The organism is Pontibacter toksunensis (genome assembly GCF_042686245.1).
Lineage (GTDB): Bacteria > Bacteroidota > Bacteroidia > Cytophagales > Hymenobacteraceae > Pontibacter > Pontibacter toksunensis.
The window spans coordinates 33,199-45,871 of record NZ_JBHUOX010000009.1; the positions used below are offsets into that span (position 1 = coordinate 33,199).

13 protein-coding genes are annotated in these 12,673 nt (G+C 48.6%); 10 read left to right on the forward strand and 3 right to left on the reverse strand.

Going from position 1 to position 12,673, the window contains the following annotated elements; all coding sequences use genetic code 11:
• Window positions 1–200 precede the first annotated feature (200 nt).
• From ACFS7Z_RS13135 to ACFS7Z_RS13150, 4 genes are all read left to right on the forward strand, one after another.
• Window positions 201–1,487: a hypothetical protein gene (locus ACFS7Z_RS13135; RefSeq protein ID WP_377485222.1), complete on the forward strand. Its 1,287-nt coding sequence runs from the start codon at window positions 201–203 to the stop codon at window positions 1,485–1,487.
• Between the two features lie 51 nt (window positions 1,488–1,538).
• Window positions 1,539–2,729, forward strand: a complete 1,191-nt coding sequence (gene kbl / locus ACFS7Z_RS13140; protein ID WP_377485224.1) for a glycine C-acetyltransferase — start codon at window positions 1,539–1,541, stop codon at window positions 2,727–2,729.
• 94 nt (window positions 2,730–2,823) lie between these two features.
• Window positions 2,824–3,114 (forward strand): hypothetical protein, encoded by a 291-nt coding sequence (locus ACFS7Z_RS13145; RefSeq protein WP_377485226.1) that lies wholly within the window; start codon window positions 2,824–2,826, stop codon window positions 3,112–3,114.
• A 23-nt stretch (window positions 3,115–3,137) separates the two neighbouring features.
• A complete protein-coding gene (locus ACFS7Z_RS13150) occupies window positions 3,138–3,335 on the forward strand; it encodes a PLDc N-terminal domain-containing protein (protein WP_377485228.1) in 198 nt (65 codons plus the stop codon).
• A 53-nt stretch (window positions 3,336–3,388) separates the two neighbouring features.
• Here ACFS7Z_RS13150 and cdaA read toward each other — a convergent pair whose 3' ends face one another.
• Both cdaA and folP read right to left on the reverse strand, forming a co-directional pair.
• Window positions 3,389–4,231, reverse strand: coding sequence for a diadenylate cyclase CdaA (gene cdaA / locus ACFS7Z_RS13155; protein WP_377485230.1), 843 nt, complete (start codon window positions 4,229–4,231; stop codon window positions 3,389–3,391).
• A complete protein-coding gene (gene folP / locus ACFS7Z_RS13160; RefSeq protein WP_377485232.1) occupies window positions 4,228–5,094 on the reverse strand; it encodes a dihydropteroate synthase in 867 nt (288 codons plus the stop codon). Before folP ends, cdaA begins: the two co-directional genes overlap by 4 nt.
• Before the next feature lie 35 nt (window positions 5,095–5,129).
• Between folP and ACFS7Z_RS13165 the strand changes: the two genes are divergently transcribed.
• The 5 genes from ACFS7Z_RS13165 (at window position 5,130) to ACFS7Z_RS13185 (ending at window position 11,112) form a co-directional block, all read left to right on the forward strand.
• Window positions 5,130–5,675 (forward strand): DUF1599 domain-containing protein, encoded by a 546-nt coding sequence (locus ACFS7Z_RS13165; protein WP_377485234.1) that lies wholly within the window; start codon window positions 5,130–5,132, stop codon window positions 5,673–5,675.
• 224 nt (window positions 5,676–5,899) lie between these two features.
• Entirely contained in the window at window positions 5,900–7,003 is a 1,104-nt protein-coding gene (locus ACFS7Z_RS13170) for a BT_3928 family protein (RefSeq protein ID WP_377485236.1), read from the forward strand.
• A 104-nt stretch (window positions 7,004–7,107) separates the two neighbouring features.
• A complete protein-coding gene (locus ACFS7Z_RS13175; protein WP_377485238.1) occupies window positions 7,108–7,617 on the forward strand; it encodes a shikimate kinase in 510 nt (169 codons plus the stop codon).
• A gap of 123 nt (window positions 7,618–7,740) precedes the next feature.
• The gene (locus tag ACFS7Z_RS13180) at window positions 7,741–8,349 is read left to right on the forward strand and encodes a sterol desaturase family protein (protein WP_377485240.1); all 609 of its coding nucleotides are present in this window, start codon (window positions 7,741–7,743) and stop codon (window positions 8,347–8,349) included.
• A 1,242-nt stretch (window positions 8,350–9,591) separates the two neighbouring features.
• Window positions 9,592–11,112, forward strand: coding sequence for a malate:quinone oxidoreductase (locus tag ACFS7Z_RS13185; protein WP_377485589.1), 1,521 nt, complete (start codon window positions 9,592–9,594; stop codon window positions 11,110–11,112).
• 181 nt (window positions 11,113–11,293) lie between these two features.
• Here the strand turns inward: ACFS7Z_RS13185 and ACFS7Z_RS13190 are convergent, their stop codons facing one another.
• The gene (locus ACFS7Z_RS13190; protein ID WP_377485242.1) at window positions 11,294–11,941 is read right to left on the reverse strand and encodes a hypothetical protein; all 648 of its coding nucleotides are present in this window, start codon (window positions 11,939–11,941) and stop codon (window positions 11,294–11,296) included.
• A 192-nt stretch (window positions 11,942–12,133) separates the two neighbouring features.
• Here ACFS7Z_RS13190 and ACFS7Z_RS13195 point away from each other — a divergent pair, with 192 nt between their 5' ends.
• Window positions 12,134–12,538 carry an ATP-binding protein gene (locus ACFS7Z_RS13195; RefSeq protein ID WP_377485244.1) on the forward strand — a complete coding sequence of 135 codons (405 nt, stop codon included), beginning with the start codon at window positions 12,134–12,136 and terminating at the stop codon, window positions 12,536–12,538.
• Window positions 12,539–12,673: the final 135 nt, after the last annotated feature.

A 12,673-nucleotide genomic window follows, 5' to 3' on the forward strand; every position in this document is an offset into this window, starting at 1 on the left:
TGCTGCTGGATTAAAGAAAACTAAAAGGAAGTTTTATCTAAAATAACCCTGAAACATACAGCTGATAACAAGCCTGTGGCAGCCAGTTGATTTTTGTATCTTTGTGGAGAGGGTGCCTGTATTTTGTAGTAGAGCACGATAATTAAAACTGAAGCCTGTAAATTGCAGGGCAAGAGCAGATAGGCAAAAGCCTTTACAGCATGACGTTCGACGAATACCTGATAAAGAAGCGGATAAACAGGGCTGCATTTGAGGCAGGCGAGCCTGCACGTTATGTGGCATGGCAGGAGATGTACTCCCAGATGCACCAGAACAGCTTTTACATTGCTGTAAAAATGCAGGTGAACAACGTGCGCCTGCGGTATCACCTTGCTGAAGAGGATATTCCGAAACCTGCGCCGGCAACAGCTGCTGAAAAAGCACGGCCTGCTGCCCGAAGAGCGGCTCCTGCACGCCCAACTTCCAGCGCTACAGCTACAATAGAAGAACCGGCCAAGCCAGGTGCTTCACAGGAACCAGCGGAAGAAAAGGCTGCTGAAGCAGTGTCGAAAGCAAGACCCGTTATACGCCGGCCGGCTGCACCTCCAACGCCAGCCGTAGAGGGAGAAGCAACAGAGAAACCAATGGAAGAGCAGGCAACTCCAACTGCCCGTCCACGCCCTGTTATTAAGCGGCCCGTCATCTCAAAACCTGCGGCAGAAGAGGCAACAGAACAAAGTACTACTGAAGTGCCTGCTACAGAAGAAGCCAAGCCCGCCCGTCCGCGGCCGGTTATAAAAAGGCCTGCTGCGCTGCAGAAGCCACAGCCGGAAGAAAGCACAGAAGAGTTAAAAGCCCCAGCTGCAGAACATTCTACTACAGAAGAAGCACCTATTGCCAGACCACCGCGTCCGAGACCCGTCATCAAGCGACCGGCTGCTTTGCAGAAGCCGACACAGGAAACAGAGGAAACAGCAGGATCGGAAGCACCGGCTGCTTCGGCGGCTGAAGAGCAGCCAAAACCTCCTCGTCCGCGCCCTGTCATAAAAAGACCAGCGGCTTTACAAAAGCCTGCTTCGGAAGCAGAAAAAGAAGCACCTCAGGAGGAGGCTACAGCGGCGCAGGCGCCAGCCCCGGAAGAGGCTCCAAAACCTCCGCGCCCACGGCCGGTTATCAAGCGGCCAGTAGCTCTTCAGAAGCCACCTGCTGATGCACCTGTTCCGGGAGCAGAGACAACGCCTCTACAACAAACACCAGCTGAAGCACCAACTGCACCTGAGCAACTCGAGCAAAAACAAAAGCCACCAAGGCCGCGGCCAATCATAAAGCGGCCAACGGCACCACCGGCTCCGCTAGCAGATGAGGAAATAGCGCCAACGCAGCAGGAGCCTGCAAAGCCTGAAGTGACGGAAGAACAGGAGCAGCCGAGACCAAAGTCTCCGCGCCCAAGGCCCATAATGCGACGACCGCCACCAAAAACGGACGCAGGCGATGCAACTGGCGTATAGGTAAAAAACGTCTTAAAACGAGTAACGAACAACAAGAAACGAATAACGACTATGTACGGAACGTTAAAAGCAGATTTAGAACAGCAGCTTGGCGAGATAAAAGAGGCGGGCTTGTATAAGCAGGAACGCATTATTACCACGCCACAGGGAGCTGACATTGATACTACGCAGCAGCCACACGTGCTTAACTTTTGCGCCAACAACTACCTGGGCCTTTCGGCGCACCCCCGCGTTATAGAAGCCGCGAAAGAGGCCATTGACACCCATGGGTATGGCATGAGTTCCGTGCGCTTTATCTGCGGCACGCAGGATATTCACAAAGAGCTGGAGCGCAAGCTATCCGAGTTCTTAGGTACCGAAGATACCATTCTGTATGCGGCTGCTTTCGATGCAAACGGCGGAGTATTTGAACCCTTGTTTGATGCAGAGTCGGCCATTATCTCCGATGCGCTCAACCACGCCTCTATTATTGATGGTATCCGTTTATGCAAGGCGCAGCGCTTCCGCTACGAACATAACAACATGGCCGATTTAGAGGCGAAGCTACAGGAGGCAAAGGATGCCAAGCACCGTGTTATCGTAACCGACGGCGCTTTCTCTATGGATGGTACTGTTGCGCAGCTGAACATCATCTCTGAACTGGCTGAGAAGTACAATGCAGTGCTGCTGGTAGACGACTCGCATGCCACTGGCTTTATGGGCAGGACAGGCCGCGGCACGCATGAGTACCACAACGTAATGGATAAGGTAGACATCATCACAGGTACACTGGGCAAGGCACTTGGCGGCGCAATGGGAGGCTTTACATCCGGGCGCAAAGAAATCATCGACATGCTGCGGCAGCGTTCGCGCCCTTACCTGTTCTCCAACTCGCTTGCTCCAGCCATAGTGGGAGCTTCCATTGCCGTTCTGGATACGCTGCGTGCTACCACCGAACTGCGTGACAAACTGGAGTGGAACACCCGGTATTTCCGCGAGAGCATTACAAAAGCAGGTTTTGACATCAAGCCAGGCGACCACCCGATTGTGCCGGTGATGCTATATGATGCTCCGCTGGCGCAGGAGTTTGCCGCGCGTATGCTGGATAAAGGCATCTACGTAATCGGCTTCTACTACCCGGTAGTGCCGAAAGGGCAGGCACGTATCCGGGTGCAGCTTTCCGCTGTGCACGACAGGGTGCACCTTGATAAATGCATTGAGGCGTTTACGGAAGTTGGCAAAGAACTGGGTGTTATCAAATGACCGCAGCACAAAAGCAGAACAGAAAAGCCACTCCGGATGCGGGAGTGGCTTTTATTTTTTATATCTTCAAAAGACAAAAGGTAAAGAAGAGGCAATGAATAATTTAAAGGTAAAGCCGGGGCAAATGCTGCTAGGTACGGTGCTGTCGTGGGTGGTGGTGTTATTTTTGGCCTATTCCACAGCTGGAATGCGCGGCGATGAGGCAAACGTGACAGGCACATTGCTGCAGATTACCTTCTGTTTCTCGCTGTTGCTATCGGTTGAGGCGTATATCAGCATGCTGTTTAACCCACTATGGACGCGCGTAAATATCGGGATGATTTTGCTGCTTTGCGCGCCCGCACTCATGTACCTCGTGTGGTTCGTTAGTGAAATGCTGTTTTAACAGAAGAAACAGCCTGGTAACAAATGGATCTATTTGCGCAGTATCCCTTCATCTTTTTACTTGTAGCTTTTAATTATGCCCTGGTGATCGTATCGCTGGTGCACCTGATTTTCCGAAGCCGCTACACCGTTAACCAGCGCCTCATCTGGATGGTGGTACTGTGGCTGGTGCCTGTACTGGGGCCGCTAAGCTACTGGCTCCTCCGGCTCAGGAGGGGTTGAAAAACTGTAATACGTACGGGGAGTAATTCTTAAAGCAGCAAAACCCGTCTCTTTTAAACCGTACTCACAGATTTTTCAGGAGTTGCTGTTGCTGCTTTCTGGTCAGCATCAAACAGGAACTGGTTTAGTTTGATGCGCAAATCAGCGGAAGAGAGATTGCGGTTTACCTCGCCGTTGCGTACCAGCGCTATCTGCCCTGTCTCCTCCGAGACTACCAGCACAATACTGTCTGTAATCTCTGTTAAACCGATAGCGGCACGGTGGCGCAAGCCCATCGAGGCCGGAATCTCCTGGTTCTCTGAAACAGGCAGGATGCAGCGGGCAGCTTTGATGCGGTTGCCGGAGATAATAACGGCACCATCGTGCAGCGGGCTGTTCTTGTTAAAGATAGACATGAGCAGGCGCTTTGAGATAACAGCATCAATCAGGTCACCGGACTCAGCATAATATTTTAGTTCCGAGCTTTTGGCGAAAACAATCAGAGCACCCGTGTTCTTGCCTGCTAAGGTTTTGGCAGCTTCAATAAAGGGCGTCAGGCTGAGCTTTTCACTTTGCTCGCGGCGCCACGGAAAACCCCTGAAAAAGCGGTCGTTGTTAAAGGCCGTGGTTTTACCTATCAGCAGCAGGAAGCGGCGTATTTCGGGCTGAAACACAATAATGGCTGCCAACACACCCACACCCATAAACTGGCCCAGAATAATGCTGAGCAATTCCATGCCGGCGGCACGCACCACCAGGTAGAGCAGGTAGATAGAGAGCAGGCCCAGGAAAATTTTCAGTGCCACGCTACCTGTCAGGAGCTTATATAACTGGTACAGGAGTACCGTGACAAGCAGGATGTCAATGATCTCGATCAGTCCGATCTCTAAAAAACCTATGCTGAATAAAAAAATCAATTTTTCGTTCTATTGTAAAGTTCTACTGTTTGCTTCATTTCTTTTACGTCGTGCACCCGCAAAAGGGCTGCACCCTTCATCAACGCCATCGTATTTAAAGCTATTGTGCCTGTTAAAGCATCGGTTTGCTCAATGCCGAGTGTCTTATACACCATCGATTTTCGCGAAAGCCCTACCAGAACCGGCAGCTCAAATATACGAAGCGCATCAAGGCGGCGCAGTAATTCAAAGTTATGGGCTATTGTTTTGGCGAAGCCAAAGCCGGGGTCAAGTATGATGTCTTTTACTCCCGCTTGCTTTAGCGTAGCTACCCGCTCCTGTAGCTCATCTACCACCTCCACTACCACATCCTCATACTTAGCCAACGTCGTCATGGTTTGGGGCGTTCCGCGCATGTGCATTAGTACGTAAGGCACCTGCAGATTAGCTACTGTCCTGAACATAGCCTCATCCAGGTTGCCGCCCGAAATATCATTGACAATAGCAGCTCCGGCACCTACGGCCGCTTCTGCCACTGCTGCTCTGAAGGTGTCTACGGAAATGACTGCTTCAGGAAAATTTTTATAGATAACTTCGATGGCCGGCACCACTCTGTCCAGCTCTTCCTGCACCGGTATGTCTGTTGCGCCGGGGCGCGAGGAATAGCCGCCAACATCCAGGATGTCAGCGCCATCGGCCAGCATGGTTTTGGCTTTCTGAAGCACTGCCTCTGAAGAGTTGAAGCGGCTGCCGGCATAAAAAGAATCAGGAGTAATATTCAGAATGCCCATGACCTGCGGGGTGTCCAGGGGGAGGAGCTTTCCGCGGCAGTTCAGTGTGGTTTTTGTGCTAAAAAGCGTATCTTTCGCTTCCAAAGTAGGCATGTAAGTCTGTTGATTTTAAAATTAAAGCTAAAAAGTTGATTAATCAAACACTTCAGGAATATGATCAGGTAGTGCGCCGCTGCAAGGATACCTTCGTGAAGAAAACGAGGGATTACGGTACTGCTTGGCGCGTATTGCGGCTGCCTTCTATCACCGATCAGATTTTCATCAAAGCACAGCGTATCCGATCCATTCAGGAGAAGGGGAAACAGCTGGTGGAAGACGATATCAACGGGGAGTTTGTGGGCATCATCAACTACTGTATCATCGCGCTGATGCAACTGCACCTGCCAACTGACGCCGACATGAATTTGCCGGCTGAGGAAGTGGAGCGGCAGTACTCGCATCATATTGAAGAAAACGTGAAGCTGCTGAAAGCCAAGAACCACGACTACGGTGAGGCCTGGCGCGACATGCGCGTGAGTTCCATCACGGACATCATTCTGATGAAGCTGTACCGCACGAAGCAGATAGAAGATAATGAGGGGCAGACGCTGATTTCTGAGGGAGTGGAAGCCAATTACCGCGACATGATCAACTACGCTGTTTTTGCACTAATCAAGCGAGGCTTTGCGGGGTGAAAAATCCAACCACCCCTACCCCTCCTTGTCTAAGGCGGGGAACCTACTTTTACTATACCAAATTGCTCATTTTATAGTTAGCACAGCTGGTTCGGCAACAGTAAAAGGCAAATTTTTACTTCATAAAGCTTGAAGTAGTAAGTACAAATTCCCCACCTTAGACAAGGAGGGGTTAGGGGTGGTTGGACCCGGAACTGTATCTCATTAAAATGTATCTATAAGTAATGAAATATATAAGCAAATTCTGCTGGCTTTTTGTAGGGCTGCTTTTCATTTTCTCGGGTCTGATTAAAATCAACGACCCTGTAGGCACCGCCATCAAATTAGAAGAGTACTTTGAGGTGTTCTCTACGGACATCTCGCCCATCTTCAAGTCGTTTGAACCTTACACGCTTTTTCTGTCCATCTTTCTGAGTGCATCAGAGATTGTGCTGGGGGTGGCCTTGCTGGTGCGCTGGAAGTTGAAGACTGTGCTCGTGCTCTTGCTGTTGATGATTGTCTTCTTCTCCTTCCTTACGTTCTACTCAGCTTATTATAACAAAGTAACCGACTGTGGCTGCTTTGGCGACGCCATAGTGCTCACGCCATGGGAGTCGTTTACAAAAGACCTGGTGCTCCTGGTCATGATCGTGATACTGCTGTTTACCCAGCAGTATCTGCAGCCTATCATGCGGCCTGCCACAGGTGCGGTGATCACTATTATAACGGCAGCCATTTCTGTTATGGTGGGGTGGTATGCGTATGAGCACCTTCCTTACATCGATTTCCGCGCTTACAAGGAGGGCAACAACATACCAGCCCTTATGAAGCCATCCGCTCCGCTGCGCTACAAGTACATTATGGTGAAAGACGGGCAAGAGGAGGAGTTTGAGGAGTACCCTACAGACACCAGTTATACTTTTAAGCAAATGGTGGCGGTAAACCCGGAGGACGGCCCGAAAATCACAGACTTCAATGTCTGGAATGATGAGGGAGACTATACGCAGGAGATACTGACAGGAAACAAACTGCTGATTCTGGTGCAGAGTGTGGCGAAGGCAGAACAGGCAAATTTTAAAGACATCAACAAACTGGTGAAGGCGGCCGAGCAACAGGGACTCACACCTTTGGTCATCACGAGCAGCAGCGGCGCTGAGTTCGAAGCTTTCCGCCACGAGGTGAACCTGGCCGCTCCATACTACTATGGGGATGGTACCGTTCTTAAAACCATTATGCGCTCTAACCCCGGTATCCTGCTGCTGCAGGACGGCACCGTGAAAGGCAAGTGGCACCACAACGACACGCCGGATATAGAGGAAGTGCAGGAAGCGCTGGCTGAGGAGGAGTAGGGGCGCTATTCGTTGTTTGGTTATGCCATCATCAAGAAATGTATATCGTGCAACGGCACAATGTACGCAACCACACCTCCATTCGTAATTCGTAATTAAAAAAGATGCTAATCTTTTTGATAGGTATGATGGGAAGTGGCAAGACCACCTTAGGCAGGCAACTGGCGGAGCGTCTAAGCTATACCTTCGTGGATTTAGATGAATACCTGGAGAAGAGGGAAGGCCGCACCATTGCACAGTTGTTTGAACAGGAAGGGCAGGACCGGTTCCGGGAACTGGAGCGGGAGGCGCTGGAGGCCGTAGTGCAGGAGTATGAGCATGCTGTCATTTCTACAGGAGGCGGCGCGCCCTGCTTCTTCGACAATATGGACTACATAAACCGGCACGGGAAAAGTTGTTTCCTGGATGTGCCTGTTGAAGAAATAACCAAAAGGCTCATGGCCTCTGATTTGCAGGTGCGGCCACTGCTGGCTGGCAAGACAGAAGCAGAAATTAATTCCTTCCTTGTTAAAACATTAGGTCTCAGAAAACAGTTTTATAAGCAAGCCAGCATCATTTTGCAGGGGCCTGCCATTGGGGTGGAGGAACTGCAAATTTTGCTCAACAATAACTGAAGAGGTTCGTTGAACTGTTTTTACAAGGTTCGTTGAACTGTTCCGCATGGTGCAACCGGCATCGTGTAAGAAATAAAAAGTAAGTAATTTTGCAACATTGTTGAAGTATAGCAAAATCTAATTATGAAACCTAACCACAAAGGACGTGCTCAGATTTTTGAGAATCCTTTTCTTGAAAGACTGACCCGCACGCACATTGCCCTTCCAATTTCTATCTTCATGATATTTGCTATCGGGCTGATATACTATGGCATTACACATAGCTTCATAGGTGTAGTGGAGGCTATCGGTTTGTTTTTTGCAGGCTGGCTTCTTTTTTCACTACTCGAGTATGCTGCGCATCGTTTTGTTTTCCATATGGAAACAGACACACCTGTAAAAGCGCGCATACAGTATACTTTCCATGGCAACCACCATGAGTACCCCAAAGACAAAGAGCGCCTGGCCATGCCGCCCATTGTGAGCGTTTTGATTTCGTCTCTGTTGTTCTTCGTTTTTAAGCTGATCTTCGGACAGTTTGTGTTCGGAATACTGGCAGGCTTGCTGTTTGGCTATGCCATGTATTTGTTTGTGCATTACGCCGTACATGCCTATGCGCCACCTAAAAATTTTCTGAAAACGCTTTGGGTACACCATAGCATTCATCACTATAAAGATCCGAACGTAGCTTATGGTGTATCATCACCGCTCTGGGATTTTATCTTAGGAACAATGCCGAAGAAGTCGAAATAAAGTAATGTTTTTAGACATAAAAGGGAGCCAGCAACGGCTCCCTTTTATTTTTGTATCTAAAGTAATTGATATAAGCTCCTGACTTAAGCCTCCTGCTTTTGCGGTGCTAGCTGCATTTTTGTAACAGAAGCACATCCTTTGTAAACAGCGATTTGTTTAGCCTGATGGCTTTCTACAGGCAGGAGAAGAAATCAGTTGGGTTAAGCTTTTGTTGGCAGTGCTCTGGTGAGCCAATGAGGGAGCGGTAAATTTTGCACTGTAGTAAAAACAGAGTGAGACCCGGCGAGACTAAAGCCAGTAAGGAAAGGGAAGTAAAACAGAAAAGGAGCCTTGCGGGGCTCCTTTTCTGTTTTCAGTCTTTTATCGTCTGCCAGTGAATTTGCGGAAGATCCAGACAATGATCAGCACAATTATAACAATGATAATTAGTGCTGTCCACATACCTGCTTCAAAGATATCGCCAACTACCTCACAACTACTAAGTGTAACGGTCAGCAATATGAGTAGGGTCATTAAGTAGACTCTTATGTTTTTCATGGTATTATACATTTAGGTTCAGGCTGTTCTTTTATGTGTTGTGGCAAAGTATCGTCAGCCTTTTATATGATAATATTGCCATGTTAATCTTACTGCAACAAAGCCTAAAAGGTTATTTAGGATAAAATAAAGTTAGAGCAGGACCGGGCTTTGTCTCTTAAGCTGCACGTAAAAGCCTTGGGAAACTCTTCATCCAAAATCGGGTTCAACACAGTGCAACTGAGGCTGCGACAGTTCATAGGAAGTAGTGTCTCGAAAGACATAAGCTATTTCTCTCAAACTACTTCTTTCAAAGCTGTTTTGCCATTCAGGTATACAAAGCTAACGGGAGCGCCCTTACTCTCTGCGTAACTCTTTTGTAATGGGTAAAGTAGTTTTATAGAGGAGGTGGCTGCCTTAGTTATAGTACAGAGGCATGGTTTTAACTATTCAGTTGAGGAAAATCTGCTTCACTTTCTGGATATGGGAGGTGTAAGAATGTCATTTTCGGCTACTAAGAAAGTCAACGTGAAGCATACTCACCGACAAACTGGCTGCCAGAACAGCGTAAGCAGCAAAAGACGCACATTTTTTGCGGGCCCATTTCTCCGGAATTTACTGGCATTAAGTACGATTTTTAGTGTCATGATTAAATAAAAGACGTATCCTTCTTTAGACAAAGATTCCTTTTTAAGAGAGTGTTCTCCTGTAACCTATATATGAATGATGATTAAACGTAATAATTCCTCAGAAACAGGTCCTGATGTAGTTTTGATAGGTGCCGGCATTATGAGTGCCACACTGGGCGTGCTGCTAAAGGAACTGCAACCTGATATAACAATTGAAATTTTTGAGCGGTTGGATGTGGCGGCGGCGGAAAGCTCTGACGCATGGAATAATGCCGGAACAGGCCACTCTGCCTTTTGTGAGCTAAACTATACCCCTGAGCTTCCGGATGGCTCTATCGAAACCTCAAAGGCTGTTAAAATTGCTGAGCATTTTGAAATATCGAAGCAGTTCTGGGCGTATCTGATAGAAAATAAGCTCATCGAGATACCGGAATCCTTTATCAGGAGCACACCGCACATGAGCTTTGTGTGGGGCGACAAGAACGTTGACTTCCTGAACAAACGCTACAAGGCCCTCACATCGTGCCATCTTTTTAAAGGAATGGAGTACTCTGAAAACCCGGGGGAGATAGAAGAGTGGATGCCGCTCATCATGGAAGGCCGCGACAGGTCACAGAAAGTGGCGGCTACCCGCATGGACATTGGTACCGATGTGAACTTCGGGCAACTGACGCGCTGCATGTTCGACCACCTGCAGAGCATGGATGGCGTAAAGCTGCACTTCAACCACGAAGTTAGCAAACTGAAACAGCAGTCTGATGGTTCCTGGCGAATCAAAGTAAAAGACAGGGCGACCGGAGATAAGCGAAAGGTATATGCTAAATTTGTATTTATAGGGGCAGGAGGCGGCTCTTTGGCCCTGCTCGAGAAGTCAGATATACCGGAAGGCAAAGGCTATGGCGGCTTCCCGGTAAGTGGCCAGTGGCTCAAGTGCACAAACCCGGACGTGATAAAGAAACACCAGGCAAAAGTATACGGGAAGGCTGCGGTCGGTTCGCCGCCGATGTCTGTGCCACACCTTGATACCAGGATGATCAACGGAAAGCAGGAATTGCTCTTTGGTCCTTATGCCGGTTTCTCAACCAAGTTCCTGAAGAGCGGCTCTTACATGGACCTGCCTAAATCCATAAAAGTAGGTAACCTACGCCCTATGGTGGTGGCAGGCATCAAAAATATCCCGCTTACAAGGTACCTCATCAACCAGGTGCGCCAATCTCCTGAAGACCGCCTGGGGGCACTCCGGGAGTATTACCCGCAGGCCAGGAGAGAAGACTGGGAACTGGAGGTGGCCGGGCAGCGTGTTCAGGTAATCAAGAAAGACCCTAAACATGGGGGCGTGCTGGAGTTTGGGACAGAAGTAGTGAGTGCAGCCGATGGCTCTATCGCCGCGTTGCTTGGTGCCTCGCCGGGTGCCTCTACGGCTGTCTCTATTATGCTCACGCTCATGGAGCGGTGCTTCCATGATAAAATTGATTTCGGCCAATGGCAAGCCAAGCTAAAGCAGATGATACCGTCTTACGGAGAATCACTTGGAGCAAATGGCCAGCTGCTGGAGCAGGTAAGAGAGCACACCAGCGAAGTGCTGGGACTGAAAAACCTGGAGCAGATTCAGAAGTAAAAAGCAGAAGCTTTACAACAGGATAGCCTGCCTGCGGGAGCAACGATTTTTATGCGCTTGCGCAGGCGGGCTTCTGCTTCAGTATAACTGCTGACAGTGCCACTGTACCACTGTACCTGCTTAAGGTGATTTATAGGCTTTCGCGCGAAGCTGGAATCAGTGATGTTTCCTGTGATTTAGCTTAATGAGTGCTTACCCGTATGGTGCCAGGAGATCCTCCGGAAATGAAGAGGCTTATAAAGTCTGCTGGTGTTGCCTCGTAAAACTCTTCTTTTAGGTTATACATCGCTTTTACATGCCTGCAGATTCTCACGTTACTGGCAAAAGGCAGCTGGAACCGGATGACATGTTGTTCCGCCACTAGCGTGGAGCTAACCATGAACACTGCATTGTTTCTGTACCAGTGCTTTTTGCTGATGGCGGCCTTTACGTTGTTCAGAAACCTCTGGTCAATTTCAGTTTTGTCGTTGGCGTCGAAGACTTCAAAAAAGTTAGTAACCTCCAGGTAGTGCGTCTTCCCGTCTTTGGCAGCAACGATTTTCTTAATTATCCCAAGTTGTTCCTGCGTCATGTGTACCACCTGTTTTTCACCAGGTATATCCACAACTAACAGAAACCACAGAGCATCCTTGTACCTGACAGATACAGGGCGGATGGAGTTAAAAATAGCGTTGCTCTTTTGGGTGTTTGCTGCAGATATAAACCTGCCTGCTGTGGCTGTTTCTCCCACCGCCTCCAAAGACGCAGTAATATTTTTGAATTTTTCCTGTGAGGAGGCCGTGGTTGCTGAGAGTAGTAAAGGAAGCAAATAGAGTAAGAAAGTTTTCATGTGGTGGTTGGGCTGTTGGCTTAAAGTATGGGCAAAGGATATTCGTAGTCGCTTTATAATCTCTTCGGTTGAAGGGAGCTTGTAATATATGTTTTTACAAATATATAAGTTCTGTAGTCTTTAACTGCGATTTAGATAGCTTTTATATAAAGCTTCCTTCACCTGGGCAGCATCCTCGGAAAGTCCTTTTGCATGGCTCTTTTTCCATATATAAAGAGTGCACTGCCGCGAAATAGCAGGCGGAAACCTGGAGAAGCACATCAGCTACAGGTGCCGGAGCACATCAGCATTGAGGTAGGGGAACTGCCGTTTGTGCTGATATGTCGCGCCCTGATCCTGCAGGTGTTTCAAAACCTGCTCTACAACACCATTAAGTATGTGGACAATCCATTGGGCAGGATTGAGGTTGTCTGTGATCAGGAGGCAGGCTACATCAGGGTTTCTGTGCGCGACAACGGGGTGGAAATCAAGCGAAGGAACTTCGAAAAGATATTCTATTTCTTTAACAAGACGCACAAAATAACAGGCGCCGATTCCTCCGGCATTGGTTTATCTATTGTGAAGAAGATAGTTGAAACCAAAGGAGGCCAAGTATAGGTAGAGTCTGAAATAGGAGCAGGCAGCACCTTTTACTTTACACTGCCACTGGAAGATGTACAGGTTCAGGCGTTATGACAGCCAGATAGCCCATAAAAACAAGCTCCGGTGAAGCGACCTGCAGACTATGCTAAA

What these genes read in the sequence shown, in the direction of transcription:
- ACFS7Z_RS13135 (WP_377485222.1), top strand. Translation starts at nt 201, where the DNA reads ATGACGTTCGACGAATACCTGATAAAGAAGCGGATAAACAGGGCTGCA.
- kbl (WP_377485224.1), top strand. Translation starts at nt 1,539, where the DNA reads ATGTACGGAACGTTAAAAGCAGATTTAGAACAGCAGCTTGGCGAGATA.
- ACFS7Z_RS13145 (WP_377485226.1), top strand. Translation starts at nt 2,824, where the DNA reads ATGAATAATTTAAAGGTAAAGCCGGGGCAAATGCTGCTAGGTACGGTG.
- ACFS7Z_RS13150 (WP_377485228.1), top strand. Translation starts at nt 3,138, where the DNA reads ATGGATCTATTTGCGCAGTATCCCTTCATCTTTTTACTTGTAGCTTTT.
- folP (WP_377485232.1), bottom strand. Translation starts at nt 5,094, where the DNA reads ATGCCTACTTTGGAAGCGAAAGATACGCTTTTTAGCACAAAAACCACA.
- ACFS7Z_RS13170 (WP_377485236.1), top strand. Translation starts at nt 5,900, where the DNA reads ATGAAATATATAAGCAAATTCTGCTGGCTTTTTGTAGGGCTGCTTTTC.
- ACFS7Z_RS13175 (WP_377485238.1), top strand. Translation starts at nt 7,108, where the DNA reads ATGCTAATCTTTTTGATAGGTATGATGGGAAGTGGCAAGACCACCTTA.
- ACFS7Z_RS13180 (WP_377485240.1), top strand. Translation starts at nt 7,741, where the DNA reads ATGAAACCTAACCACAAAGGACGTGCTCAGATTTTTGAGAATCCTTTT.
- ACFS7Z_RS13185 (WP_377485589.1), top strand. Translation starts at nt 9,592, where the DNA reads ATGATTAAACGTAATAATTCCTCAGAAACAGGTCCTGATGTAGTTTTG.
- ACFS7Z_RS13190 (WP_377485242.1), bottom strand. Translation starts at nt 11,941, where the DNA reads ATGAAAACTTTCTTACTCTATTTGCTTCCTTTACTACTCTCAGCAACC.
- ACFS7Z_RS13195 (WP_377485244.1), top strand. Translation starts at nt 12,134, where the DNA reads ATGGCTCTTTTTCCATATATAAAGAGTGCACTGCCGCGAAATAGCAGG.